The organism is Novosphingobium sp. 550D, from assembly GCF_057401885.1.
Genome location: NZ_CM171613.1, coordinates 1851527 through 1878291, shown reverse-complemented (window position 1 = coordinate 1878291; position 26765 = coordinate 1851527). Strand labels below are relative to the sequence as shown.

The window sequence follows — 26765 nt, the reverse complement described above, 5'->3', positions numbered from 1 at the left end:
GGCCTCTCATGGGGATAGATTGCGCCTCCGCTTGCCACCGCCGGGCGGGCGCGGCAAGAGGGCCGGATGGCCGCGATGCAGTTTGCCCCCTTTTCCTTTGCCGATCAGGAATGGATGATATCCGACAGCCGGGCTGTCTATTGGCCCGCGCAAGGAGCGTTGCTGGTCGCCGACCTCCATCTGGAAAAGGCAAGCTGGTACGCACAAGGCGGCCAGATGCTGCCCCCTTATGACAGTCAGGAAACGCTGGAGCGGTTGAGCGCGGCAGCGACGGTGACGGGCGCGCGGCGGATATTTTGTCTGGGCGACAATTTCCACGATGATGAAGGCCCCGCCCGAATGCAGCCCGAAGCAGGCAGCCTGCTGGCCGAACTTTCGCGGCGACTCGACATGGTGTGGATCGTGGGCAATCACGACCCGCATCTGGCCGATGCGATGGCCGGGGATGTTGTCGATGAATTGCGGATCGACGGCATCGCCCTGCGCCATGAGGCCATGGCAGGCGAAACGGGGATGGAAATCTCGGGCCACTATCATCCCAAGCTGCGTTTGCGGGTCCGTGGGCGCATGATCAGCCGCCCCTGCGCGCTGCGCAGCGAGAATCGGCTGATCCTTCCCGCTTTTGGCACTTTGACAGGGGGCATGGACGCCGCCGATCCGGATCTGATTGCCGCCATACAGCCCGCAAAACGCGCCGAAGCGATCTTGTGCGCCGCACAAAAAGCGGTCACCATGCCCGTCTGGACCATTTGAAACAAAAGTTTCGCGATTTTGCCGCGCCTGTGGCGAAATTGCGCTTTCATGGTCGTGTGATTCGATCTAAAGGCGCTCATCCAGAAATGTCTTATGGAGAGTAGACTATAGCCCCCCCTCCCCGGCGCAGTATGGCGCCCCCCGTGAAAAGCGGGCCTCGCTATAACGAGATGATCAATGTGCCACGCGTGCGCGTGATTGATGACGAGGGCGAAAACCTCGGCATCATGTACACGCGCGAGGCGATCGAGCAGGCTTTCGAAGCCGGGCTTGACCTTGTCGAAGTGTCGCCCAACGCCGATCCGCCAGTCTGCAAGTTCCTCGATGTGGGCAAGTTCCGCTATGAGGCACAGAAGAAGGCGAACCTTGCCCGCAAGTCGCAAAAAACGCAGGAGATCAAAGAGATCAAGATGCGTCCCAATATCGACGATCACGACTATGACGTGAAAATGCGCGCCATTCACAAGTTCATCGGCGAAGGTGACAAGGTGAAGGTGACGCTGCGCTTCCGCGGCCGTGAACTCTCGCACCAGCAGCTGGGCATGAACCTGCTCAAGCGCGTGCAGGAAGATGCGGCCGAACTGGCCAAGGTCGAAGCCTATCCACGCATGGAAGGCCGTCAGATGTTGATGGTGCTTTCGCCGAAATAAGGCTATAAAAGACCCTGCCTCGCTGGTTTTGCGGCCATTCCCGGCCAAACAGGCTGACCGGCAGGATCTACGAAGAGGCGCTGGAACTTAACGGTTCCGGCGCCTTTTTCTTGGCCTGTTGGGTGCATCTTGACCATCCGGCCAAGGTTTGCGGCACCGGCGCGCTGGAACGTATATGTCAGGGGGCCTGTAAGCCGGGTTCTGTGAAGTCCGCTCGTATCGTTTCCGACGCGGCGGCCAGCGGCAGCCATTCCTCTTGGCGCCCTGTTGCCAGTGCGCTCTAGCAACCAACCCGGGCAACTGGCGCGAAACCCGCCTGTCCTGATGGACGCGTTGCCCCTATTCGGTCTTGCTCCGGGTGGGGTTTGCCTTGCCAATTCTGTCGCCAGAATCGCGGTGCGCTCTTACCGCACCCTTTCACCCTTACCTTGAGGCCAGAGCCCGTTCGGCGGTTTGCTCTCTGTGGCACTTTCCCTTGAAGGTCGGATTGCTCCTTCCTCCCGGCGGGCGTTACCCGCCACCCTTGTTTCGTGGAGCCCGGACTTTCCTCGGCAGGAATCACTCCTGACGCGGCTGCCCCGCCCCCTGACGCCGCCGCTGCTAGCAGCGTTTGGGCGCAAAAGGAAGTCATCGGGCAGGTGAAAAAAACTTGTGGATTTCTTGAAGACCAATTCAAAACACCCGAAACTCATACTAACATTAACGTCAGTAAATGGCGGAATTCTGCGATTTTTAACCACGCAACACCGTGTCGCCACGCCGACAGAATAAACCCATGCCGCATTACACCTATGTTGCAGCGGCGACACACTATTACTGACATGTTTCCAAATGTGACGAATCCTGATTGCAACGCCCCCTAAACAGCGTGTCTAGAGCGCCATCGTACTGAAGAAAACGCAAAGGGGCCTTGTCCGTTTTCGTACGCGTTTTCAGGGGAACAGACCAATTATGAACCAATCTAAGCACCTTCGTGGGGCTTGGCTGCGCAATGGCGTGGCTGCTCTCTCGCTCGTCACCACGCTGGCTTCGGCCCCCGCGTTTGCGCAGGCCGCACCCGCTGCGGGCCGCGCCGTCAGCGCCGAACCCGAAACCATTGTTGTGACCGGCACCATGTTCCGCCGCACCAACACCGAAACCCCTTCGCCGGTCACCGTGCTGACGTCGGAATCGCTGATCAAGGCCGGTATCACCACCGCTGCCGACGCGATCCGCTCGATTTCGGCTGACGGCGCCGGCTCGATCGGCTCGGGCTTCCAGTCGGGCTTCTCGGCGGGCGGTTCGGCGGTGTCGCTGCGCGGTCTGGGTGTGTCCTCGACGCTGGTGCTGATTGACGGTCTGCGTTCGGCCAACTTCCCGCTGAACGACGACGGGCACAACGCCTATGTCGACCTCAACTCGATCCCCTTCAGCCTGATCGACAAGATCGAAGTCCTCAAGGACGGCGCTTCGTCGAGCTATGGTGCGGATGCGATCGGCGGCGTGGTCAACCTGAAGCTGAAGAAGCAGTTCAACGGCGTGGCCGGCAATGCCGAAAGCGGCATCAGCGAACGTGGCGATGGCCGCTACACCCGCCTGAGCGCGACGGTCGGCTTTGGCAACTATCAGGACGACGGCTGGAACTTCTACCTGAACGGTGAATACCAGTACAACGGCCGCATCTCGAACAAGAGCCGCGGCTTCCCCTATAACACCCAGGATCTTCGCTCGATCGGCGGTCTCGACAAGAATGCCGACGACTCCTCGATGACCCGCAACGTGCCGACTGCCTATGTCGCCCGCACCACGCAGAGCGACCTGAACAACCCGCTTTCCGGCGGCGTTGCTCTGGCCGACGGCACTTCGGCGAAATACACGGCGCTCGGCCTCGCCAATTGCGCCGGCGGCACGTTCACCGCGTCGAACGGCACGGGCTGCAAATACGATCTGGTCAACCAATATCGCCAGATCGCCCCGCTTCAGGAACGCTATTCGATCAACGGCCGCCTGAGCTTCCGCGTCTCGGACAGCATCGAAGGCTATGTCACCGGCAGCTGGAGCCGCAGCTATGTGTCGATCATGGGCACGCCTTCTGCCATCCGCGCCACCCAGCCCTTTGGCGGTTCGCCCACGCTGGCCTCGTCGAACCCGGGCATCGTGCTGCCGGTTTACATCTGCGCGGCGGGCGTGAACTGCGCCACGGCGGCTGATCGTCAGCTCAACCCGAACAACCCCTATGCGACATCGACATCGGTGGACCCGGCCACGAACGCGGCCCGCATCTATTACATGTTCGGCGACATTGCCGCCGGCAGCGAACGCACCAATGACGTGTATCGCTTCACCTCGGGCCTGAACGGCAAGATCGGCGAAAGCACCGATTGGCGCGTCGAAGGCGTCTATGCCCGCGACAACCTGAAGCTGACTCAGCACGGCCTGCTCAACATCGCCAACCTGATGAACGCGATCAACACGGGCGCCTACAACTTCGTCAACCCGTCGCTAAACAGCAACGCCGTGCGCAACTTCATTGCGCCCGACAAGACGACCCCTTCCTATTCGGAAATGTATGGCGTTGACGCTTCGATGACGCGTGCGCTGTTCGATCTGCCCGGCGGCAAGGCTCAGCTGGCTATCGGCGGTCAGATCCGCGCTGAAAAGCTGGAAAACCGCAATCAGAACGCAGCGCTCGACACCTATGGCCTGACCACGGCTTCGGCCTATGGCCAGCACACCGTGTCGGCGGCATACTTCGAAATCGACGCTCCCTTCTCGCGCATGCTCGACACCAACTTCTCGGGCCGTTTCGACCACTATTCGGAAGGCTTCTCGAAGTTCTCGCCCAAGATCGGGGTTAAGTTCACGCCGATCAAGGCGCTGGCTTTCCGCGGCACTTATTCGGAAGGCTTCCGTGCCCCGACCTTTGCCGAATCGGGCCCGCGCAGCCAGTATGCCGGTTTCGTTTCGACCACCCCGCCGGCCAACTTCGTCAACCAGCATGGCGGCGCAGCGGCGAACAACGCCTATAACAACGTCTATAACCTGGGTCGCGGTTCGGTTGGCAATCCCAACCTGAAGCCGGAAAACTCGCGCAGCTTCACCTTGGGCATGATCGCCCAGCCGACGCGCTGGTTCAGCTTCACGGCCGACTACTACAACATCAAGAAGTCGAACCTGATCGTGTCGGGTCCGCTCGCCGGTCAGGCCGTGAACGCCTATTTCGGCGCCTCCAATCTGGCCGACGCCCAGGCCGCCGTGGCCGCCGTTGGTCCGGGCTATTCGGTGAACTCGGTCGATTCGATTGACCCGCTCTATCCGAACGCCCTGCCGCGCGTGCTGATCATCAATGTGCCCTATGTGAACGCGAACTACTCGGTCACTTCGGGCCTTGATTTCTCGGCCACCGCCAAGATCAACCTGCCGCATAACATCAAGTGGTCCAGCCGCGTCGAAGCCACTTATGTCATCCGCTATGACCTGAACAATGGCGGCACGCTCCAGCGCTATGCCGGGACCTATGGCCCTTACGATCTGTCGTCGGGCAATGGTACGCCGCGCATCCGTGGCAACTGGCAGAACACGCTGGAAATCGGTCAGCTCTCGCTCAGCCTGACGACCTACTATGTGGGCCGTATCAAGCAAACCGCGGCTGACCAGGCCAGCACGGACACCAGCTGTGCCCAGAACCTGTACGGCACCGGCAACAACTTCTGCTATGTCAGCCCGTTCATCAACAATGACTTCAACGCGACGCTCAAGATCAATGATCGCATGACCGTCTATGGCATTGTGAAGAACGTGTTCGACGCCAAGGCTCCGGTGGCTCCCGCCGCCTACTCCAGCGCGCCGAACTTCCTCACCACCTGGCACTATGCCGGTCTGGTGGGCCGCGAATTCCGCGCGGGCGTGAACATCAAGATGTAATCATCGCGTGGGTCGGGGGCCTTGGCCTCCGGCCTGCGGGTTGGGAAAAAGGCGCTGTCTCCCGTGTGGGGGCGGCGCTTTTTTTGTTTTGGGGGTGTTTATGCCTCCGGCGGGCAAAGGGTCTTGACCCTTTGCAATCCCATTATTGGGTGGTGGGAGGTTTGCCGGAGCATCTTTAGTGGATTCGGTTTTAAAGCCTGCGGCGCGGATAGGAAATAGCATTCCGCGCCGCAGGCTTTAAAACCTCTACTTCGCGTCCGACACAATAGGCGCCGCCATGACGCAGCGCAGCCATTAATGGGATTGCAAAGGGCCCCCGCCCTTTGCCCGCCGGAGGCACACTAAACCTTAATAGGGAAAGTCATCCTCCCCACATTCCCAATCCTCACCCTCAGCCGCGTCCCGCGCGATCAGGAGTTCGAACAATAAAGCCCCCACCTCACCGTCCAGTTCACCATCGACGATACGCGGGCGGAAACGGCGCTGGAATGCAGCCACCGCGGCGCGCCCATCGGTGATGTCATAGCCAAAGCGTTCGAGGGACAGGTAGAACGCCCCCGGATTTTCATGCAGCAGCCGGATGCGCGGCTTGGGCGTAGGCAGGGCAAGACCATAGCGGGCCAGCAATTCCCATTCGAACAATTCGCCCGGATCTTGCTTTCGCGCCGGTGCGACATCGGAATGGCCCACCACATTGGCTGGCTCTATATTATGCCGCGCCATGATGCTGGATAGCAGCGGGATCAGCGATTCCATCTGCGCATCTGTAAAGGGGCGATAACCGAATTCGTGACCGGGATTGACGATCTCGATGCCGATGCTGGCCGAATTCACGTCGGTGATGCCGCGCCAATAGGAACGCCCGGCATGCCATGCCCGTTTTTCCTCGGGCACAAGGCGGATGACGGTGCCATCCTCATCGATCAGATAATGCGCCGACACTTCGGCGGCCGGATCACACAGGCGGTCAAGAGCCTCCTGCATGGTCTGCATGCCGGTATAATGCAGCACGACCATGCTGATCGGCAATTTGCGTTCATTACAATTGGGCGAGAGGCATTCGCGGTGGACCAATTCGCTCATGCCTTAATTCTCCCCATTTCCAATATCATCAGCCGACAGGGATCACCGCGCCCATCACCAGCGCTTCATCGCTCAGCGCATATTGGATATTGCCGCCAAGGCCGGTGGCCATCACCTGCAACATGGCCGCAGGGGCCGTCTTGCTCGACAGATCACCCGGTTCAAGCCGGCCTTCGAGCGCAAGGCCAATCGCCGGATCAAAGGCGATGCGCGGGCCAGCGGCGCGCACCACCAATTCGGCGGCGCCTTCGCGCACTTCGGCGGCAATATCGATCGTGCCGCCGCGCACCAGACCATCAATCGCGATCAGCGCAAAGTTGAGCAGCGTCTTGACCGCCGATTTGGGCAACATGTCATTGCCCAGCGCGAAATTCACGCTGACGCGATCCTTGCCATAAAGCAAAGCCTCGATCAGCGCGCGCGGTTCGGCCACGGGAATCATATCGCCAAACCCGCCCGCCGCGCCAAAGGCCAGACGATAGAATTTCAGCTTGTTGGCGCTGGTGCGGGCTGATTGTTCCAGCAATTCAAAGCAACGCTCACGCATCGCCGGATCTTTTTCCTCGGCCAGCAATTCCAGACCGTTCGACAGCGCACCGACCGGGCTGAGCATATCATGGCACAGGCGCGAACACAGAAGGCTGGCAAGTTCGAGGGCAATGGCACGGTCGATCGTATCGGACATTTTCTACTTTTTCCCGGATGGCGCCCGATGATGACCCGGATGTAACAGGGCGCCGTTACGCATCCCTTAACTCTCATCTTCGCGCGTGGAAAGCACTTCAAAGCCATTGGGCCCATCGCGCCACCAACTGACCGTTTCTCCACCACAAATTGCCCAGACGCATCCGTCATGCGCGGCCATGGCGGCATCCGTCGCGCTGGGTAGGGATTCGCCCGTGGGGTGCGAGTGATAATAGCCAATGACCTGTTGCCCCCCGGATCGCTCATGACGCAGCGCAGCAATCAATGCCTGCGGATCGATCTCGAAATGACGCGCAGGATCGGGCGCGACATTGGCGCAAGGGCGGATTTCCGCCACCCGCCCCCCATGGCCCAGCAACAGGCCGCAGGCCTCTAAGGGGTGGGCCTTGGCCGCCTCTCCACAGATTGCGGCAACGATTCCTCTTGCCAAGTGAATTTCCATGCCCATTTGCAGCAGAATGAGCATGGGGGAAAGCATCGTACAAGGGACAATTTCAAGCGGCGGCCGTCTGGACCGCGCGCTGGCAGAGAGTTGTCCGCCCGACGCAGCCTTGTCGCGAGAGCGAATCAAGGCGCTGATCGGCGAAGGCAGGGTGACCATCGATGGCCGCCCCGTATCGCAAACATCGATGAAGGTCGCGCCCGGCGCACGCTTTACCATTACCCTGCCCGAAGTGGCCACGCTGGATGCGGTGGCGCAGGATATTCCACTGGTCGTCGTTTATGAGGACGAATATCTGATCGTGGTGGACAAGCCCGCAGGCTTTGTCGTCCATCCTGCGGCGGGCAATCCCGATGGCACATTGGTCAATGCGCTGCTGCATCATTGCAAGGGGCAATTGTCGGGCATCGGCGGCGTGGCCCGCCCCGGCATCATCCATCGCATCGACAAGGACACTTCGGGCCTATTGGTCGTGGCCAAAACGAATTTGGCGCATGAAGGGCTGGCCCGACAATTTGCCGACCATTCGATTGAACGCGCCTATCTGGCCCTGACGCAGGGCATTCCCAATCCGCCGCGCGGCACGTTGCGCGGCGTCATCGCGCGCCACCCCACCGACCGCAAGCGTATGGCCCTGATGCCCGAAATCCTGATCAAACCGGGCGGAGAAACCATTGAGGGCGATGACGCAAGCCCAAGGCGCGGCAAACATGCCGTTACCCATTACCGCGTTCTCGAGTCGCTGGATCGGGCGGCCCTGGTCGAATGCCGGCTCGAAACCGGGCGCACACATCAGGTGCGCGTGCATATGTCATCCATCGGCAACGCGCTTTTGGGTGATCCCGTGTACGCCCGATCACAGAAATCGCAAAAACCAATCCTGGCAGAGCTTGGCTTTGCGCGTCAGGCATTGCATGCTGCTGTTCTCGGTTTCCTACACCCGGTTACTGGTGAAACACTACGCTTTACCAGCGAATTGCCCGCCGACATGCGGGAACTCTCTGACCGGTTGGGCAGTTGTCTAGCTGACCAGCCGGTATCTTCCCTGCTTTCCGGTGCCATTGGGCCGGGGGGCAAGGAAGGCTCACCGTGGCCGCCGCCGAGGGATGCCTGTTAAGGGTCCGTCAATGCGCGTGCTGACAAAGTTGAAGGACGATGACTGCTATGACTCAGGACAGCAACTTGCCCGCCATGCCGGCGCTCCCCTCTGGTGAGGACGGGCTCAACCGCTATATGGCGCAGATCCGCAAGTTCCCCGTATTGACGGCGGAGCAGGAATACATGTTGGCCAAGCGCTATGCCGAGCATCAGGACCCCGATGCCGCGCGTCAGCTTGTCACCAGCCACCTGCGTCTGGTCGCCAAGATTGCGATGGGTTATCGCGGATACGGCCTGCCGATGAGCGAGCTGATCTCCGAAGGCAACATCGGCCTGATGCAGGGCGTCAAGAAATTCGAACCCGACCGGGGTTTCCGTCTGGCCACCTATGCCATGTGGTGGATCAAGGCCAGCATGCAGGAATTCATCCTGCGTTCGTGGTCTTTGGTCAAGATGGGCACGACGGCGGCACAAAAAAAGCTGTTCTTCAACTTGCGCCGCATGAAGAAGAACATCGACGCTTTTGAAGACACCGACCTTCATCCCGACGATGTAAAGAAGATCGCGACCGACCTTGGCGTGTCCGAGGCCGAAGTGGTCAATATGAACCGCCGGATGATGATGGGCGGGGACGCTTCGCTCAACGTTTCCTTTAACGAGGAAGGCGAAGGGCAATGGCAAGACCTGCTGGCCGATCAGGGGCCGTTGCAGGATGAAACCGTCGCCAATGCCGAAGAGGCCCAATGGCGCCACGCGCTGTTGGCCGAGGCGATGGAAAGCCTGAACGAACGTGAGCGTGCGATCCTGTTCGAACGCCGTCTGACCGATGATCCCAAGACGTTGGAAGAATTGAGCCAGACCTATAATGTCAGCCGCGAACGTGTGCGCCAGATCGAGGTGCGCGCCTTTGAAAAGCTGCAAAAGGCGATGCAGACCATCGCGCGCGAAAGAATGCTGGTCGCGGCGGCCTAAACTCGATTGGGGCGGCCGCACCTCTGCCCCAATTTCCCTCTGCCCCAATTTCGACGGCCTACCCTTTGCGCGGCCATTTAGGGCACCTGCGCTCACGGTCAAAACATGCCCCCTTATTATGCCGCTGTGTCACGGGCCGCGGCGCATGCTTTGCCTGCCTGCTTGGCGACGTTCAAAGCCTTTGTTTTCGTCAAACCTTTGGTCGCGCTACTTGCTCATTTTACCGAATCCATAATTCATACTGTACCCGCACTGGGTGAAAGCGCTTAGAACATTAGGCATTTATTATACTAGATTGCCAAAATGCTTTGCAATTTATTAGGACAATTACCTGCATTAAGGATCCTTAATGGTTGATGCGTGCGCGCGTGGCACGCATAAAACACGGACAAGGATACACCCATGGCTATCGAGACCCCCCCCTCGCATGGCGAAACCATTCATGATGATTCCCCGGCATCGGGCCTTTACGGCCTGATCGGCGGGTCGAGCGCGATGCGCGAGGTCTATTCCCAGATCAAATATCTGGGCTCCAGCCGGGCCAATGTCTTTATCATGGGCGAAAACGGGACCGGCAAACACGCCTGCGCCGAAGCGATCCATCGCGCATCGCCACGTTCATCGGCCCCCTTTGTCACGGTGTCCTGCCACGCGATGGCGCCCGAACAGATCGAGCGGCACATTTTTGGCGACCCTGCTGCCGATGTTACTGCGTCAAGCGGACCCTGCGCCCTGCGGGCGGCCGACCGCGGCACCTTGTTTCTTGATGAAGTAGGCGCGCTGCCCCTCGCCCTGCAAAGCCGCCTGCTGCGTTTCCTGCAAAGCGGGATGGTCGGGCGCACGCTGGTCGATGTGCGCCTGATCTGTTCCAGCAGCCGCCCCATGCTGGCGGCACTGGCCTCCGGCGAATTTCGTGAGGATCTCTATTACCGCTTGGCGGTCGTCCCCCTCGAATTGCCCCCTCTGCGCAATCGCGGCGGCGATATCGAGGCGCTGGCGCAAAGTTTCCTGCGCCGCTTTGCCCGTGAACAAGGCAAGAAATTCAATGCGCTTGGCCCGGACCACATTGCCGCGCTCGAAGCCTATTCGTGGCCGGGCAATCTGCATGAGCTGCAAAATGTGATCCGCCGCGCCGCCCTTTTGTTCGATGGACCGGAATTGCCTCTGCGCGCTCTGCCCGCTGTGCCGCCGACGCCTGTGGGCCAAACGCCCCAGGCCGTTGAACCCGGCACAGAAGCGCCCGCCTTTGCCGCCACCGATCATGAAATGCTCTACAAGGCGCTGGCGGGGCTGACGCTGGATCAAATCGAAAAGCTGGCAATCGAAGGGGCGATTCAGGCCGCGCATGGCAGCCTTCCGGGCGCCGCGCGCATTCTGGGGGTCAGCCCCTCGACGCTTTATCGCAAGCGCGAACGCTGGAACGAGGCCCAGCGTTCGGCCTGATTTCGGCGGGGCTTACCAGTCCCCGCCATTATCGTCCGATGAATCCCAGGAACTGTCGTCGGAAATGCCAAAGTCACTGCCGCCCATGTCTTGATTGGTGTTGCCCGAACCCCAACCGGTATTTTCATCGCGCACGGCGCGGCGCGTTTCATCCTTGTGATCGCCAAACATGCCGTCGATGATTTTCTCACCCGCGGCAAAACCCGCACCGGCCGCCGCGCCCGTGGCCAGACCGCCAAGGATCGACGAACCCATGCCGCCGCCCTGCTGCGGAGGATAGCCGCCGTAACCCTGACCACCAAAACCGGGACCACCGAAACCGGGGCCACCCTGCGGGCCATAGCCCATCGGGCCGGCATTGGGGTTATACCCCCCGCCCATGGACGCATTATAGGCCTCTGCCTGACGGCTGCGACGACGGAAAAAGGCCAGCACGCCAAAGACCAGCGCGCCGATCAGCACGATGCCAACCCACGAAATCCCGCGCGATTGCGCCGGGCGCGGGGCCTCAGTCGTGGTGACGGCGCCGTTTCCCACCGACCCGCCGTTCAACTGGGCCTTGAGAGCGGCCACCGATTGCGGCTGAATACCCGGCAATCCCGGCGCCAGCTTTTCAGCCGCCGCCAATTGGGTGCGGGCGTCGGCAATGCGGCCCTGCTTGGCCATCAATTCGGCCTGAACGTAATGGGCCTTGGCGCTGTTGGGGTGGGCCTTCAACACCTCGTCCATCATGGTGACGGCCTTGTCCACCTGTCCGGCGCGGGCGGTGGCATAGACATCGCGCACGCTGGGTTCGGCGGCCAGAACAGGCGCTGAAACCATCATCAAGGCCAGAGGGGCCAACAACCACAGGCCAGACTTTTTCATCTTTCTCACTCCATAAAGCGCAAGAAGCGCCGTCACGTGATCTGGTGAGACTTATGACTTTTGCAAGATGAACAGGTGCTGTGTGGCGGCAAGCGCCTGTGCGACCACCGCATCGCGCGATCCATTCGCCGCAATTCTGCGCCAAGCCGACAGGTCGCCGCAATCATAGGTCATTTGCCGCGCCACCACGCCCGCATCGGCGTCCGACGCATCGCCGCGCCGCGCATCGACCCTTTGCCGCATCACCGCCCCATCGGCCTCCAGCCACAGGCCAAGGAAAGGGACATTCGCCTTGCGCGCCATATCTTCGATGGCGGCCCTTTCGTCGGGCGCAGCGAAAACGGCATCGACCACCACCGGCCATCCCCTTTCCAGCATGGCATGGGCACGATCCGTCATCGCGGCATAGACCTGCGCGCTGGCCTCGCGCGTATAGGATTGGGGGGGAAGGCGCGTTTCGGGCGCGACCCCGGCAAAAACCTTGCGCATGACATCCGAACGCAGCCAACGCGCGCCCGGCGCCGCGCCCATTTTCGGCGCAAGGGCGCCCGCCAGAGCCGATTTCCCCGTCCCCGACAATCCCCCCACCGCAATCAAGGCCGGTGCGGCGGGCGCCAGGAATTGCAGCGCCGCATCGAGATAGGCCCGCGCCTCCCCGGCCTTTTCCTCGCGCGCCGCCCCCGTCATCCGTGCGGCCGTCGCCCCGCCGACATGGGCGCGGATCGCCGCCCGCACCGACATGAACAGCGGCAAGGCGGGCCAGCCATCCTCCTCCCCCACGCGGTCGGCATAGCGGTTGGCGATCAGATTGGCTGCGCCAACATGCCCCTTTTGCCACAGATCCATCAACAGAAAGGCCAGATCATACAGCAGATCCGTCGTCGCCAGTTCCGCGCTGAATTCAAGGCAGTCAAAGGCAACCGGACGCCCTTGCCACAAACAGATATTCGCCAGATGAAGGTCGCCATGCCCGTGACGCACTTTGCCTTGCCGCGCGCGCTGGTCGAGCAGGCCGGCGACCTTTTCCAGTTCATGCAAGGTGGCCTCCTGCAACCGCGCAACATCGGCGGCGGGGAGCAATCCAGTCGGGACCGCCGCAAACGAACGCCCATTACCCATGATCACATCGCGCATCCGCCCCGCACCATCGGCAACAGGCATGATTTCCGCCCCCGCATGAAACTGCGCCACCCCATCGGCCAGCGCATGGAGCAAGGTTTGGGTCAGTTCCCCCCGCTCGGCCACATGGGTCAACAAGTCCGTTGCGGGAAAGCGGCGCATCACCACCACCCAGTCGACCACATCGCCAACATCCCAGTTCAGCGCGCCATCCGTCCCGGCGCGAATGGAGCGAACATCAAGATAGAGATCGGGCGCGGTCCGCCGGTTCAGCGTCAATTCGGCGCGGCAAGCATCCTCTCGCGCCGCCAGCGATGCGAAATTGAGATAGCCCAGATCCACCGCCCGCTTGAGCTTGAAAACATGATCGCCCGCCAGAAAGATCATCGCGCCATGCGTGTCGATCCTTTCCACACCATCGCCCTGCGCCTGTAAAAAGGCGACCGTCGCGCTCTGATCCTGTTCACCGGGCATGGATGCGCCTTTATGCTGTATGGCCAGACTTTTGCATAGCATATCGCGCCGCGACATGCGCCTCATCAACAAGGCTGGCTGGATCAGGTCCATGGGCGGTGCTATGGGATGATCCTGATCGCGCCAAAGCCAGGGAAATCGCATGAACCAGACCGGTGCCCTTGACGCCATGAAGGATGCCGCCAAGCCTGATGCAGCGCTCGATCCCGCGCCCGAAGAAATTGAAATCAAATTGGCCGCCAGCGCGAAGATGCTGGAACAATTGCGGCACCACCCAGCGTTGGCCGGGGCGGGAAAATGTGACAGCCTGCGCACCACCTATTTCGACACGGCCGATGGCGCGCTGGCCGCGGGCAAAGCCAGTTTGCGGGTGCGCCGCCGTGCCAAAGGTTGCGAACAGACGTTAAAGATCGCGCTGGGCCGCAAGGGGCAGATGCAGCGCAGCGAATGGAACCAACCGCTCGACCTTAAAGCCGAAACACCCGATCCCGCTGCATTTCCCGCGCCCGCAGCCAAAGCTCTGGAGCAAATGCGCAAAGGCTCCGGCCTGATCCCCTATGCCGAATTGGCGGTCGAGCGCGAGGCAAGGTTGCTGCATCGTGGCAAGGCCTTGATCGAGGCGGCCTTTGACACGGGCGAAATCCGTGCGGGCGGGGCAACGCCGCAGCCCATTGCAGAACTGGAACTGGAATTGTGCGAAGGGCGGCTGGCCGATCTTTTGCATGTGGCGCTGGAAATGCCGCTGGGGCCGGAACTGGGCTGGTCGATCAGCACCAAGGCGCACCGGGCGCAGGCTTTGGCCAAGGGCAGCGGGCCGCAGGCCGTCGCCGCCACCACCGTCGCCGTAACGCGCGGGATGAGCGCCGGGCGCGCCTTTCAGACGATAGGCTGGAACGCTCTGGTCCATGCGGTGGGCAATCTGGGGCTGGTCATCGCGCGCGGTGATCCGGCCGCGATCCATCAGCTGCGTGTGGCAATCCGGCGAATGCGGGCGGCCTTGTCCCTGTTTGGCCGCGACCTTTTGGCACAGGATGATCAGGCCAAGGCCCTGCGCAAGGAATTGCATGAGGTGGCGCTGTTGCTGTCGCCTGCCCGTGACCTGCATGTGTTGGCGCGCGGGATGGGTGAACCGCCCCAGGCGCTGCTGCGTGCCGAGGCCGTGGCAACCGCGCGGGCGCAACAAGCGCTGAGCGAGCATCGTTTTCAAAGCCTGTGGCTGCGTTTTGCGCTGTGGCTCGAGGTGGGCGCCTATCTCAATTCTCCCATGGCCGGGGCGGCGGTCGAACCTTTGGCCGCCAGCATGATCGAACATCAGCGCAAGGCCATTCGCGGCGCCCGCAAACACCTGTCACACATGAGCGATGGCGCGCTGCACGATCTGCGCAAGGACGTGAAGAAGCTGCGCTACTCGGCCAGTTTTTTTCAACCGCTGGATAAAAGCCGTGTCGCGCGGGCGCATCAAGAAGCCTTGGAACAGGTTCAGGACGCATTGGGCGATATTCAGGATACAGCCAGCGCGGTGCAGGCCGGCCCCAAAATCGCGCGCCTGCTCGACCTTTCCCGGCGTGAGGCGGTGATCCTTCAGGCCCAACTCGACGCGGGGTTGGGCATGTCAAGCCATGGGCGCGATGCGGCGCTGGAACGCGCACGCGAAGGGTTGGAGAGGGAAAAGGCCAGTGCCGGCTGGTGGAAAGCGCTCTAGGGGGCTTGTCGCGCATCATGGCCTGACGCAAGACGGCGCAGAGGTATTACGATGAACCAGTCCAACCTGCGCCTGAAAATTTCGGTCCGCGTGATGTGCGGCGATGAAATCGCCATGGGTCCGGGCAAGGCCGACCTGCTGGAGGCCATCGATGCCACCGGGTCGATTTCCGCCGCCGGGCGCAAGATGGATATGAGCTATCGCCGGGCGTGGCTGCTGGTCGATGCGATGAACCGATGCTGGGCGCAGCCCTTGGTTGAAACCATGCCCAATGGCGCGGCCCGTTCCGGCGCAAGGTTGAGCGAGGCGGGGCGCAAGGTTCTGGACGCCTATCGCGCGGTGCAAAAAGGCGCCGCGATGGTCGAGGACGGCGCACAGTGGAAGGTGTTGCAGGCGGCCCTCCTGCCCATCCCGCGTGAACACCAATAGCGCCCGCTTGTGTCTGGCAAGGTTTGCAGGCTAAAACAAGGTTCGGATCAGAGCCTCATGAGACATGGCAAATTGGCTATTGTTTCATTTTAATGACAAGGATAGTACCCATTCGTCAGATCGCCAGCCTGCCCTATCGACGCGTTGGTGATTCGCTCGACGCGCCTGTTGAGGTACTTATGGTTACTTCGCGGGGCACCGGGCGTTGGGTTTTGCCCAAAGGCAATGCGATGAAGGGTCTGTCCGCCCATGCCGCCGCAGCGCAGGAAGCGTTTGAGGAAGCAGGGCTGGAAGGCGCGATTTGCCCAGTTCCTCTGGGCGATTACCGGTATCGCAAACAGTTAAAGTCGGGTGCCTCACTCCTTGTGGATGTGAGGGTTTTTCCGTTGGCCGTCACAACCGAACTTGACGAATGGCCCGAAGCAGGGCAGCGGACACGGCAATGGTTCCCGCTTTCCGAAGCGGCGGGCCTTGTTGATGAGCCAGAACTGCGCGCGCTGATGGTCCGGTTTAGGCCATCCGACTTTGCCGATTCGTCCGGCAAGCCAATCGTGGGCCGCAGTCTGGCACTGATGAGGGAAACTGTTCGAATGTTTCACTGGTTTCAGGCGCTGCTCCCCAAGCAGGGCAACTTCTTCGCGCTGTTTGAAGCCCATGTTGCCACGCTGACCGCTGGCAGCGACGCTCTGGCCCGCCTGCTTCAGGGCGGCGCCGGCATGAACCAACATATCCGCGAGATTGTCGAGCGCGAAGAAGAAGCCGACAATATCACGCGCGACGTGCTGACCACGGTACGCAAGACGTTCCTGACGCCTTTCGACCGCAGCGCGATCACCAGCCTGATCAGTTCGATGGACGATTCGATCGACCAGATGCAGCAGACCGCCGGCGCGGTCAGCCTGTATGAAGTGACCGAGTTCGAGCAGGAAATGCGCGACATGGCCGCCATCATCGTCGATTGCTCGCGCCTTCTGGCCGAAGCTATGCCGCTGCTGCGCAATGTCCACGCCAATGCGGCGCGCCTGCATGAGCTGACCGGGCGTATCGTGCAGATGGAAGGCCAGTCGGACGAAATCCATGCCAAGGGCCTGAAAAAGACCTTCAAGCAGCATGGCCAGAGCGCCCCGCTGACCTTCTTCATCCAGCGCGAAATCTACATTCACCTGGAAAAGGTGGTGGACCGTTTCGAGGACGTCGCCAACGAGATCGACGGTCTCGTGATCGACCACGCCTAAGATCACTGGCCCAAGGAGGCTGATACATCATGGACCATGTGATCGTGGCCATGCCCTTGATCATCGCCCTTGTGGCGCTGGCGCTGGCATTCGACTTTATCAACGGCCTGCATGACGCGGCCAATTCCATCGCCACGGTGGTGTCGACGAAACTGTTGACGCCGGTGCAGGCGGTGCTGTTTGCCGCCTTCTTCAACTTTGCCGCCTATTGGTTCTTTGGCCTCAAGGTCGCCGAAACCGTAGGCAAAGGCATCATCGACAAGGATGTGGTGACGCCGCATGTCATCTTCGGCGCCTTGGTGGGCGCGATGGCGTGGAACGTGTTCACCTGGATCAAGGGTATTCCGTCTTCGTCCAGCCACGCGCTGGTCGGCGGTCTGGTGGGTTCCGGCGTGATGCATGCGGGCACCAATGCGGTCGTGTGGGCCGGGATCATCAAGACCACCTCCTTCATCGCTCTGGCGCCTTTGCTGGGGATGATGGCGGCAATGACGTTGATGATGATCACCTCGTGGATCTTCATGAAGGCCACCGCCAAGAGCGCGGAAGGCGTCTTCAAGAAACTCCATCTGGTGTCGGCCGCGGCCTATTCACTGGGCCACGGCGCCAATGACGCGCAAAAGACCATGGGTATCATCAGCGTGCTGCTCTATTCACAGGGTATGCTCGAAGGTGGCTTCCACGTTCCGGGCTGGGTCGTGATCGGCTGCTATGTCGCCATGGGTCTGGGCACGCTGTCGGGCGGGTGGAAAATCATCGAAACCATGGGCAGCCGCATCACCAAGCTGTCGCATCATCAGGGCTTCTGCGCCTCGATGGGCGGTTCGCTGCTGCTGTTTGGCGCCACGGCTTTCGGTATTCCGGTTTCCACCACCCACACGATCACCGGCTGCATCATGGGCGTCGGCGCCGCCAAGCGCACCAGCGCGGTCCGCTGGGGCGTGGCGCAGCGTCTGGTTGTGGCATGGCTGGTGACCATTCCGGCGGCCGCGATCGTCGGTGCGGTGTTCTATCAGGTGGCTGTGTTGATCGATCACGCGTTTTAAGGGGTAAGGGATGATGCGAGGGTCTAGACCCTCGCGCTCCCGATACTGTCATTGTTGCGTGATGGGTTCGGCGGAATCTGATCTGCGCAGCGTTCAAATTTAAAAGCCTGCGGCGCTTTGGGGCTAGGCCTCTCCGCGCCGCAGGCTTTCATTTTATCACCACCACCCCGGCAGACGATGCGCCACCCCATATCGGGATTGCAAAGGGCCCCCGCCCTTTGCCCGCCGGAGGCAAACCCTAACTCTTCTTCTCACCCGGATAATTCAGCCGCAAAGAAACGGGCGCATGACACTGCCGAATGGCTTCGGACACATGCTTCGCACGTTCAGCGGTCAGGGAACCGGACACCATTGGATGCGCCCGCTCGCGCGTCACTTCCTCGGCGGTAAAGGGCTTTGTCCCGACCGGCGCGCTATGTTCGCCCACGACAAAGATCATGTAATTGAGCATGTCGGCCAGTTCGGCATTATCGGCGATCCGGCTATGCGCGATATTGGGCAGACGGATCAGATAGGCGCGCGAGCCCGGCGTGCACATCAGCCACCCCACCCTGCCCCGCAATTCGGGCAGAGCAGCAGGCGCAGAGCGCCCATCCGGCCCATGGCATCCGCCACAATGTTCGACAAAATCGGACCGCGCCAGTTCAGGATCGCTGATCCCTCTGGCCACATCCGGCTCCGCCGCCACCGTCGCCGCCAAAAAAGGCAGCGCCAGCAACGAGCCAGCGCCGATCCATTTGAACATCTTCACCCGCCCGATCCTCAGGCCGGACCAACCATCACCGCGGTCGAGCAGTGATATTCCATGCTCTGTGTGCCAAAGCACCAGATGATGTTGTTGTTGAGCTGGGGCACGTAAAGCGGCGTTTCACGATCCTGATTGTCGCACATGCACTGGGTGCACATCGGCTTGCCGCAACAATCGCGATAGGCGATCATATAGGCCTTGCCGTCTTCCGGGTTGATACAGGTGCCCACCCACGACACCGGCGAGGATTCCGCCCCCGGCGGGCAGGTGTGGATACCACCGCCACAGCACGAACACAGCGCCCCGTCGATCGCGCAATAGCGCCAGTAATCGCATTTGGTGTCATCGACCGTTTGCGCCTTTCGGGCGAAATTGGTCTTGGCCTCCGGGCTGCGATCGGGCTTGGCGGCACCGGCGCGGCTGACGGGCAAGAGCGGGAAAGCAGGCGCCGCGACCAGCGCCGTGCCCAACCGGGCCAGCATACCCCGGCGCGACGTGCCGCCGGCAAAACGGCGCAGCAGCTTTTCGGCGGCGGCATCGGGATTGAACAGTTTCATCGGCAAACCCCCGTAGGAAGCTGAAAATCTAAAAAAACGGCCTCAGCCAACGACCTTGAGCGAGGCGATGTAGTCCTGCACGCTCTTCACGCCCATTTCATGCGCGATGATCAGGCTTTCGAGATGCTCGCGGCTGTTGACCAGCCCCTTGGACAGAACCACGCCATCGGCATCCATCAACACCGCATAGGGCAGCTTGCCCACGGCGAAAGCCTGACCCACATCCGGGCCGTTGACGAAAGTATAAGCCTCAAGCCCCTGCTGCGCGATCAGCTTGCGCTGGACCGCCACATCATCGTCACCGATAAAGGCCAGATCGAGACGCTCATCCTTGGCAAAGCTCTTGGCGACGGGGATCAGCCCCTTGCACAGCGGGCACATGGCCGAAACGAACATCAACAGGCGCAGCGGCTTGTCCTTGGCCGGGCCGCCGATGTGGACATGGCGGCCATTGATGTCATTAGCCTCGATCACCGGACTGCCCGAACCGACAGCGGGACCACCCGCCGTGGTCAACGCGCCCGCCGGCGCCACCCGCATGTGCAAGACCCCCACCTGACGCGCCAGCGCCAGCAGCGCCACCACCAGACCGGCGATGACCAGCCACGAAACAACCTGTGAAATGACCAGCGAAAGGATCATTCTCTTATCTCCGAGTGGGAAGCAAAGTGGCCGAAAGCGGGCTGGATTGCAGCGCCGCCAGTGCATTGAAAAGATGATAGCCCAACCAGACCGCCAGCGCCGCAACCAGAACCGCGAGCAAAGCCATGCCGCCGGGCAATTCCGCCCCCGACACCGCCAGAGCCAGCAAAGGCAGCGCCAGCGCAATATTGCGGATGACCAGCATCCAGCTCAACGGCTGACGCAATTCGGCATGACCGCAACCGCAATCGATATGCCCGCGCCCGCGCCGCAGGTTCACCGCCATGGCCCAGCCAAAAAGGAGCAGGACTGCGCCCCCGACCAAGTCTGCACCCCGGCCCAGAACCGGCATGACGGGCGACAGAAGCAACCCCAGACCAAGCGCCAACTCCGCCCAAGGCAACACCGCCGCAACCGGATTGACCATTCCATCAGGCAGCAAGCGATAATTGGCCACCACGCCCGACAACAGGCGGCGATGGCGCCAATGGCTCACCCCGGCAAAGGTGAAGATCAGCCCCACCCCCAGAGCAAAGCCCAGCATCACCACCGACAGAAGCATGGCCGATGCCTGCATCAGGGCGTCTCCACCGTGCCGATAATGCCCCCGCCGATCTGGCCGATCTTTGGCCCCAGCGTCCAGGTGGACAGGTCGAGGATATAGCCATCATTGCGCATGGTGTTGATGAACAGCTTGGGCTTGTCGCCCTGCGTCACTGCGATATTGTCGATGTGATCTTCCAGCGGGAAACGCTTGACCACCTTCTTCGTGGCCAAATCGACGTCCCAGATTTCCTCGCCCGGATCCTTCTGCGTCCAGAATTCGCCCATATGCATCAGCACATAAAGGTGGTTGCTGGCATGATGCCACGCGGTCAGCTGACGCCCGCCAGGCAGCCAGTTCACATCAAGCGGCTTGGTATCGCCCGGACGCAGGCCGGCGGCGGCCTGAATGGAAAAGGGTACGGCGATTTCCGGCTTCAGACCGATTTTCGCGGTATAGATCAGGCCGGTATAGCTGATGAACACAGCTTCCTTGCGCTTGATCGAGTAATTGAAGGCGTCAAACACCGGATCATTGGTGGCGTGAAAAAACGGCGCGCTGCGGGTGATCTCCGCCTTGCCCCCGCTCAGGTTAAGCGAGGCGAGCGAACCGTCCGAACAGACCGATACCAGTCCTTCGGGGATCGGCATCAGCCCGGCACAGCCCGGCAATTCCACATTGCGCGAAAACTTGCGCTTGACCAGATCGACGATGTTGACCGAAGCCGCCGGGGTCAGGTTGAAGATATAGGCGCTCTTGCCATCTTCGGAGAGCGCGAAATTGTTGACCTGCGCGCCAATGATCAGGCGGCCCGGAAAGGTCACTTCGGTCTGAAGCTTGAGGCTGTTGGCATCATAGATGGTCAACAGATCCTGACGCGTCCCGCGATTGCCCTTGGACCAGATGGTTTCGGACACGTAATAGAACTTGCCCGCCGGATCGATGGCCATGTCAGAGGAACGGCTGGTATCGACCATGCCCACCATCTTGCCGGTGGTGCTGTCCACGATCTGCGTGCCTGCGCTATCAAACCCGCCGCGTACATAGAACCATTTCGGGCTGGGCGCGGGCAACGTGGCGACCGTGGCGGTTTCCGGCTCGGTCGGAACAGCCGCAGGCGCGACGCCTGCCGCCCCGATGGCCAGCCCCGCACCGGCCATCAGCAGACAGGCCGCGCGAAGGGCGAAAGCTTGCGAAGTTTGGCGAGACATCTGGCCGTAACCCTCCTTGAAAGTAATCTGTTTGCGGCGGAAACTGGCGGGCATCGCAATGTGTTCTGCCCCGCGCCTATCCCCCCGGCGATGCATCAGACTCGCAAAGGTTGGACGAGCGTCAAAATTTAATCAAGCCCCTTATCGCGCGCAAATGACACGAAACGCGCCGATTCAGAGCAACGCCCTGCCCAATGCGCATAATGGCGTAAACCACCCGCTTCCTTTGCCCCCGGCCAGACCCATGCCACAATCACGGCCAGAACACCGGCCACCACCGCAAACCCTGCGCCCAACAACAATCCACCGTCCGGCAAGACCCACAACATGCCCGATCCCAGCGCCGGCCCGGCGCTCATCCCCAGATTATGGGTCGCCGCGACAAAGACGCGAAACCTTGGGTCCAGTCCCAGCGCGCTGGCCAATCCCGAGCATCGGATGATGATCGCCGTCGATCCGATATTGAGCAAGACCATGGCCAGCACAAAGCCCGAAGCGTCCCCCGGCCGGGTCAGGAACAGCGGCGCCAGCAAAGCCGCCCCCACCAGACAGGCCGTCACCGGCAAAGGCACCCGCAAACCCTCGCGCATGACCGCAATAGCCGTTGCCGCGCCAGCCAGCGAGCCGATAGCCACCGCCCGCCCGATCAGCCCTTCGCTGTGCCCGGCCTGAACCGCCAAGGCGCCTGACAGGCTCCACACCATCATCGTCGCGCAAATGAACCAGAAATTGGCCCATGCCAAAGCCCAGCCCGCACGCGGCGTGGTGTCGCCTTGCGCCATAGACCTGACTTTCACCACGCCTTCATCGGGCGCCACGCTCAAGGCCAGAACCGCGCCCAGAGGCACCAGCGCCAGAAAGGCCAAAGCCGCCCCCGCGCCCATCCGCCCCGCCATTTCCGGCAGGACCAGCGACAGCAAGGTGGCCAGCATCAATTGCACCAGCAAAACAATCGCATAGGCACCCGTTGGCCGCCGGGACGCAAAGCCGCCCATCGCGCGCGCATAAACCGCCCCCATGCCCAACCCATACATCGCGCGCAGCGCCAGAACGCCCGGCAGGCCCAAGGCAAGTGGCGACAGAAACGCCGCCATCATCGCCCCCAGCGCCAGCACGATCACCGCGCGCATCGGCATCCTTGGCCCCAGCCACCAAACACATAGCGCCGCGAGGGCCGAAGCCGTCTGGGTCATGCCCACAACCCAACCGTGATGCCCCGCGTCCAATCCCGTGGCCGAGGAAAGCAGCGTCAGGAAAACCGGATCAATCGCAGGCTGAACACAGCCCAGCACCGCAGCCACCGGCAAGGCGCAACCGCGCGCCCATCGCCAGCCCACTTGTGGCGCAACCCGATTTCCAAGCATGAGTCCCAAACGCATGGCAAACCCCCTTTGCCCGCCGCGAACAATCGCAACGGGCTGGTTCCTGCGTTGGAAGGCGCCGACGGATCAGGCCGCCTGGCTTGTTATCCCGGCAATCTCTGCCGAAGTGATCGTTTTGGCAAGTGAAACAAGCGCATGGGCGGCAATTGACGTATAGGCCACCATCCGGTCGGCCCAAGGCTTTTCAAAACCAAGGAAAGGTGTCGAACCTTCCATGCTGGCGCTGATATAGATGGCAACGGTGCGCACCTCATCCTCGGACAGGGCCGGGTTCAGCACCGCAACATATTCGCCAATGAAATCATGCACCCGTTGATAGAACCCGCGCACGCGGTCGGCGATGAATTCATTGTGATTGGCCAGCGCCCACAGTTCGGTAAACAGGCGCGTGGTGCGCTTGCCTGCAATGTCCTCCAGACAGATCACGATCAGCAGCCGCAACCGCTCTTCCGTGGTCAGATCGGGCTGGCGGACGCGATCCTCCAACACCTTTTCATAATTGGCCAGCAATTCATCCAGCAACACCTGGACCAGCATTTCCTTGCGCGGAAAATGATAGGAGACGTTGCCCACCTTCATCCCGCAGGCCGCGGCAATGCGCCGAATCGTGAAAGCCGCCGCACCCTCATCGATCAACACCGAAAGAGCCGCCTTCAGGATCGCATCCACCGTCTCGGTCCCGCGCGAATAGGTGCCGGGGCGCGCGGTGCTGACGATGTCTTCCGATAGATCCATGGGGCTTCCTTCTCCTGGCGGCGCCATGCCACCGGCTTGCACATGATGCAACCTTCACAGCCACCCGGCTTGACGAAATCTTGAAGCACGTCCAGTATCACCGCAAGGGGAGAGGCGCAGGTTTTGTTGCGCGGCGTTCTTTCGCCTGCCTGACCCGCAGACCTGTGCGCGATGCGCCCGGCCCGCAACCGACGTAAGCCCAAGCTGGAGCCTTGAACCGTGAGCCAAGGAAAATACGCCCTGACCATCAACCGCAAGCCCGTGAGCGTGGCCGCCGATGCGGACAAGCCGCTGCTCTGGGTGCTGCGCGAGGAATTGAAGATGCCGGGCACCAAGTTCGGCTGTGGTCAGGGGCTTTGCGGGGCCTGCACGGTCCTGCTCGACGGTCAGGCGGTGCGTTCATGCCAAACCCCGATTTCAGCAGCAGCCGGCCACAAGATCACCACGATCGAGGGCGCCAGCGCCCTGCCCCAAGGCGCCAAGCTGGTGCAGATGTGGCAGGAGATCGACGTGCCCCAATGCGGTTATTGCCAGGCAGGGCAGATCCTTTCGGCCACCGCGCTCTTGCTGGCCAACCCAAAGCCCAGTGATGAGGAGATCGATGCGGGCATGAATGGCAACCTGTGCCGCTGCGCAACTTATTTGCGCATCCGTCGCGCCATCAGGAAAGCGGCCGGAATGGCCGATGTGACGGGAGACGCCGCATGAGCGCCCCCACCATCAACCCGGCATTGGACCGCCGCGCCTTTATGGCCGCATCGCTGGTTGGCGCAGGCGCGCTGGCGTTCGAGGCGCATGTCGCGCTGGCCGATACGCCGGGGGCGGCTTTGGCGCAAACGCCGCTCAACGCCTTTATCCGCATCGGCGCGGATAATAAGGTGACCATCGGCGCCAAAAACCCGGAAATTGGTCAGGGTGTGCGCACCATGCTGCCCATGCTGATTGCCGAGGAACTCGATCTGGCGTGGGATCAGGTGGTGATCGAATCCACCCTTGCCAATGACAAGGTGTTTGGCGTGCAAAGCGCGGGCGGGTCGAATTCGACGCCCAACAACTGGCTGCCCATGCGGCAAGTCGGCGCAGCGGCGCGGGCGATGATCCTGAACGCGGCGGCCAAGGAATGGAGTGTCGAGGTTGGCACACTGACCACGGCGGCGGGTAAAGTCACCCATGCGGCATCGGGACGCAGCGCACCCTATGCCGCCTTTGCGCGCGGCGCGGCGGGCGAAACCGCGCCCGATCTGGCCAAGGTCGCGCTGAAAGATCCCTCGCGTTTTACCATCATCGGGCAATCCAAAGTCGGCGTGGACACGGTGGCCATCACGCGGGGCAAGCCCCTGTTCGGCATTGACGTCGATATGCCGGGCCTGCTGCATGGCGCGATTATCAAGGCCCCTGCCCATGGCGCCACCATCGCCGCCCATGACGCCGGCGCAGCGCTGAAGCGTAAGGGCGTGTTGGCGGTGGTACCGGTCAATAGCAATTCGGTGCCTCCCGGCAAATTCGACACGCTGGTTGTCGTCGCCGACAGTTGGTGGACCGCCAAGACCGCGCGCGATGCCGTCAAAGTGACGTGGGACGATGCAGCCCAAGTCGGCTTCTCAACCGAGGGTTACGACAAGGCCGCCGCCGCCGCCTTTATCGCCGGGCCGCAGGTGGCCCATGCCAAGAATGGCGATGCGGCCAAAGCCTTGGCAGAAGCCGCCAAGACGGTCAGCGCCGACTACTCCTATCCCTTCCTTGCCCATGGCACGTTGGAGCCGCAAAATTGCACGGGCCGCTGGGTCGATGGCAAGCTGGAAATCTGGGCGCCCAGTCAGGCCCCCAACAATGGCCGCAATGATACCGCCGCCATGTTGGGCATGAAGGGCGAGGATATCACCATCCACCAGACGCGTATCGGCGGCGGATTTGGGCGACGGTTGCTCAATGACTATATGGTCATGGTGGGCCAAGTGGCCAAGGCCATGCCGGGCAAGCCGGTCAAGATCCTGTTCGACCGCACCGACGATCTGCGCAACGATTACTATCGCCCCGCAGGCTGGCACCGCTTTACCGCAGGGTTGGACGCCAAGGGCGATCTGGTGGCGTTCCGCGATCATTTCGTCAGCTTTGGCAAGGATGGGAAACCGATCCGCGCGGCGGAAATGAGCCCGTTCGAATTTCCGGTCAATGTTCTGGCCGATTCCGAAATCGGCGTCACCTATCTACCCACCAATCTGGCGACGGGATGGTTGCGCGCGCCGACATCCAACGCCATGGCCTTTGTCTATCAAAGCTTTATGGACGAATTGGCCGAAGCCGCCGGGATTGATCTGCCCGAATTGATGCGCAGGACATTGGGCGCGCCGCGTGAATTGCCGGTCGTGCCGGGCCGCCCGATCATGCATTCGGGCCGCGCCCGCGCCGTTATCGATGGCGTGTGCAAAATGGCCAATTGGCAAGGCGGCAAACTGGCCCCCGGCGCCAAGGGTGAAAAGCGCGGGCGCGGCTTTGGCTTCTACTTCTGTCATCGCGGCTACTTCGCCGAAGTGGTCGATATCACCCTGACCGACGCCACCACCGTGCGCGTGGACAAGGTTTGGGCATGCGGCGACATTGGCAGCCAGATCATCAACCCGATCAACGCCCGCCATCAGGTGCAGGGCGCCGTCAACGAAGGCATCGGGCAAGCCTTGATCGAACAGAAGATCGAACAGATCAAAGGCGTGGTTCAGGCCGAAAGCTTTGGCGACTTCCCCTTGATCCGCATGGAGCAGGCGCCCCGTGAAATTGCGGTCGAGTTCCTTAAAACCAATTATCCGCCAACGGGCCTTGGTGAACCTTCGCTGCCTCCGGTGATCCCGGCGCTGGCCAATGCGATCTATGCGGCAACGGGCAAGAGGTTGCGCGATTTGCCGCTGAAATTGACCTGAATTCCTTGAATTACAAAACGTAAAAGCCCGCCCCAAACCAAGCGTGGGGCGGGCTTTATGGGATGGCCCGCCCCTTTTCCCCGGCATCGGATATGATGCTGGTGCTTGAA

The 26765-nt window shown here is 61.5% G+C and carries 24 protein-coding genes and 1 other RNA gene; 12 read left to right on the top strand and 13 right to left on the bottom strand.

Annotation, left to right across the window (positions count from 1 at the left end; translation table 11 throughout):
- The first annotated feature begins 66 nt into the window (after window positions 1-66).
- Both pdeM and infC read left to right on the top strand, forming a co-directional pair.
- A complete protein-coding gene (gene pdeM / locus AC2S2E_RS08845; RefSeq protein WP_486522026.1) occupies window positions 67-753 on the top strand; it encodes a ligase-associated DNA damage response endonuclease PdeM in 687 nt (228 codons plus the stop codon).
- Between the two features lie 131 nt (window positions 754-884).
- On the top strand, window positions 885-1403 hold the full coding sequence (gene infC / locus AC2S2E_RS08840) for a translation initiation factor IF-3 (protein WP_476102923.1): 519 nt from the start codon (window positions 885-887) through the stop codon (window positions 1401-1403).
- Window positions 1404-1577: 174 nt separating this feature from the next.
- Here the strand turns inward: infC and rnpB are convergent.
- Window positions 1578-1992, bottom strand: an RNA gene (gene rnpB, locus AC2S2E_RS08835) — RNase P RNA component class A.
- Window positions 1993-2354: 362 nt separating this feature from the next.
- Here rnpB and AC2S2E_RS08830 point away from each other — a divergent pair.
- The gene (locus tag AC2S2E_RS08830) at window positions 2355-5306 is read left to right on the top strand and encodes a TonB-dependent receptor plug domain-containing protein (protein ID WP_476102925.1); all 2952 of its coding nucleotides are present in this window, start codon (window positions 2355-2357) and stop codon (window positions 5304-5306) included.
- A 348-nt stretch (window positions 5307-5654) separates the two neighbouring features.
- Here the strand turns inward: AC2S2E_RS08830 and AC2S2E_RS08825 are convergent, their stop codons facing one another.
- The 3 genes from AC2S2E_RS08825 to AC2S2E_RS08815 all read right to left on the bottom strand — a co-directional run bounded on the left by AC2S2E_RS08825 (window position 5655) and on the right by AC2S2E_RS08815 (window position 7560).
- Complete coding sequence (locus tag AC2S2E_RS08825) at window positions 5655-6389, bottom strand: N-acetylmuramoyl-L-alanine amidase (protein WP_486524523.1); 735 nt, start codon at window positions 6387-6389, stop codon at window positions 5655-5657.
- A gap of 28 nt (window positions 6390-6417) precedes the next feature.
- Window positions 6418-7074, bottom strand: coding sequence for a histidine phosphotransferase family protein (locus AC2S2E_RS08820; RefSeq protein WP_476102930.1), 657 nt, complete (start codon window positions 7072-7074; stop codon window positions 6418-6420).
- 66 nt (window positions 7075-7140) lie between these two features.
- Entirely contained in the window at window positions 7141-7560 is a 420-nt protein-coding gene (locus AC2S2E_RS08815) for a M67 family metallopeptidase (protein ID WP_486524522.1), read from the bottom strand.
- Here AC2S2E_RS08815 and AC2S2E_RS08810 point away from each other — a divergent pair.
- The 3 genes from AC2S2E_RS08810 (at window position 7553) to AC2S2E_RS08800 (ending at window position 11049) form a co-directional block, all read left to right on the top strand.
- Window positions 7553-8653, top strand: coding sequence for an RluA family pseudouridine synthase (locus AC2S2E_RS08810; RefSeq protein WP_486524521.1), 1101 nt, complete (start codon window positions 7553-7555; stop codon window positions 8651-8653). The genes AC2S2E_RS08815 and AC2S2E_RS08810 overlap by 8 nt on opposite strands.
- A gap of 47 nt (window positions 8654-8700) precedes the next feature.
- Window positions 8701-9606 (top strand): RNA polymerase sigma factor RpoH, encoded by a 906-nt coding sequence (gene rpoH / locus AC2S2E_RS08805; RefSeq protein WP_476102938.1) that lies wholly within the window; start codon window positions 8701-8703, stop codon window positions 9604-9606.
- Window positions 9607-10008: 402 nt separating this feature from the next.
- Window positions 10009-11049: a sigma 54-interacting transcriptional regulator gene (locus AC2S2E_RS08800; protein WP_486524520.1), complete on the top strand. Its 1041-nt coding sequence runs from the start codon at window positions 10009-10011 to the stop codon at window positions 11047-11049.
- 12 nt (window positions 11050-11061) lie between these two features.
- Here AC2S2E_RS08800 and AC2S2E_RS08795 read toward each other — a convergent pair whose 3' ends face one another.
- Together AC2S2E_RS08795 and AC2S2E_RS08790 are read right to left on the bottom strand one after the other, a co-directional pair.
- Window positions 11062-11916 carry a tetratricopeptide repeat protein gene (locus AC2S2E_RS08795; RefSeq protein ID WP_486524518.1) on the bottom strand — a complete coding sequence of 285 codons (855 nt, stop codon included), beginning with the start codon at window positions 11914-11916 and terminating at the stop codon, window positions 11062-11064.
- A 51-nt stretch (window positions 11917-11967) separates the two neighbouring features.
- Window positions 11968-13509 carry a bifunctional aminoglycoside phosphotransferase/ATP-binding protein gene (locus AC2S2E_RS08790; RefSeq protein WP_486524517.1) on the bottom strand — a complete coding sequence of 514 codons (1542 nt, stop codon included), beginning with the start codon at window positions 13507-13509 and terminating at the stop codon, window positions 11968-11970.
- A 142-nt stretch (window positions 13510-13651) separates the two neighbouring features.
- Here AC2S2E_RS08790 and AC2S2E_RS08785 point away from each other — a divergent pair, with 142 nt between their 5' ends.
- From AC2S2E_RS08785 to AC2S2E_RS08770, 4 genes are all read left to right on the top strand, one after another.
- Window positions 13652-15211 carry a CYTH and CHAD domain-containing protein gene (locus AC2S2E_RS08785; RefSeq protein ID WP_486524516.1) on the top strand — a complete coding sequence of 520 codons (1560 nt, stop codon included), beginning with the start codon at window positions 13652-13654 and terminating at the stop codon, window positions 15209-15211.
- Window positions 15212-15262: 51 nt separating this feature from the next.
- Window positions 15263-15640 (top strand): winged helix-turn-helix domain-containing protein, encoded by a 378-nt coding sequence (locus tag AC2S2E_RS08780; RefSeq protein ID WP_486524515.1) that lies wholly within the window; start codon window positions 15263-15265, stop codon window positions 15638-15640.
- Window positions 15641-15732: 92 nt separating this feature from the next.
- Window positions 15733-16875: a DUF47 family protein gene (locus tag AC2S2E_RS08775; protein WP_476102952.1), complete on the top strand. Its 1143-nt coding sequence runs from the start codon at window positions 15733-15735 to the stop codon at window positions 16873-16875.
- Between the two features lie 29 nt (window positions 16876-16904).
- Window positions 16905-17921 carry an inorganic phosphate transporter gene (locus AC2S2E_RS08770; protein ID WP_476102954.1) on the top strand — a complete coding sequence of 339 codons (1017 nt, stop codon included), beginning with the start codon at window positions 16905-16907 and terminating at the stop codon, window positions 17919-17921.
- A 238-nt stretch (window positions 17922-18159) separates the two neighbouring features.
- Here AC2S2E_RS08770 and AC2S2E_RS08765 read toward each other — a convergent pair whose 3' ends face one another.
- The 7 genes from AC2S2E_RS08765 to AC2S2E_RS08735 form a co-directional block, all read right to left on the bottom strand.
- Entirely contained in the window at window positions 18160-18666 is a 507-nt protein-coding gene (locus tag AC2S2E_RS08765) for a c-type cytochrome (protein WP_486524574.1), read from the bottom strand.
- A 17-nt stretch (window positions 18667-18683) separates the two neighbouring features.
- The gene (locus AC2S2E_RS08760; RefSeq protein WP_476102956.1) at window positions 18684-19226 is read right to left on the bottom strand and encodes a methylamine dehydrogenase light chain; all 543 of its coding nucleotides are present in this window, start codon (window positions 19224-19226) and stop codon (window positions 18684-18686) included.
- 42 nt (window positions 19227-19268) lie between these two features.
- A complete protein-coding gene (locus tag AC2S2E_RS08755; protein ID WP_486524513.1) occupies window positions 19269-19868 on the bottom strand; it encodes a thioredoxin domain-containing protein in 600 nt (199 codons plus the stop codon).
- A gap of 4 nt (window positions 19869-19872) precedes the next feature.
- Window positions 19873-20445, bottom strand: coding sequence for a MauE/DoxX family redox-associated membrane protein (locus tag AC2S2E_RS08750; protein WP_486524512.1), 573 nt, complete (start codon window positions 20443-20445; stop codon window positions 19873-19875).
- Complete coding sequence (locus AC2S2E_RS08745; RefSeq protein ID WP_486524511.1) at window positions 20445-21623, bottom strand: amine dehydrogenase large subunit; 1179 nt, start codon at window positions 21621-21623, stop codon at window positions 20445-20447. The genes AC2S2E_RS08750 and AC2S2E_RS08745 overlap by 1 nt, the downstream gene beginning before the upstream one ends.
- Window positions 21624-21751: 128 nt before the next feature.
- Window positions 21752-22987, bottom strand: a complete 1236-nt coding sequence (locus AC2S2E_RS08740; RefSeq protein WP_486524510.1) for an MFS transporter — start codon at window positions 22985-22987, stop codon at window positions 21752-21754.
- 84 nt (window positions 22988-23071) lie between these two features.
- Window positions 23072-23740 (bottom strand): TetR/AcrR family transcriptional regulator, encoded by a 669-nt coding sequence (locus AC2S2E_RS08735; protein ID WP_486524509.1) that lies wholly within the window; start codon window positions 23738-23740, stop codon window positions 23072-23074.
- A 219-nt stretch (window positions 23741-23959) separates the two neighbouring features.
- Between AC2S2E_RS08735 and AC2S2E_RS08730 the strand changes: the two genes are divergently transcribed.
- A complete protein-coding gene (locus AC2S2E_RS08730) occupies window positions 23960-24448 on the top strand; it encodes a (2Fe-2S)-binding protein (protein ID WP_476102970.1) in 489 nt (162 codons plus the stop codon).
- On the top strand, window positions 24445-26655 hold the full coding sequence (locus AC2S2E_RS08725; RefSeq protein WP_486524508.1) for a xanthine dehydrogenase family protein molybdopterin-binding subunit: 2211 nt from the start codon (window positions 24445-24447) through the stop codon (window positions 26653-26655). The genes AC2S2E_RS08730 and AC2S2E_RS08725 overlap by 4 nt, the downstream gene beginning before the upstream one ends.
- Window positions 26656-26765 lie beyond the last annotated feature (110 nt).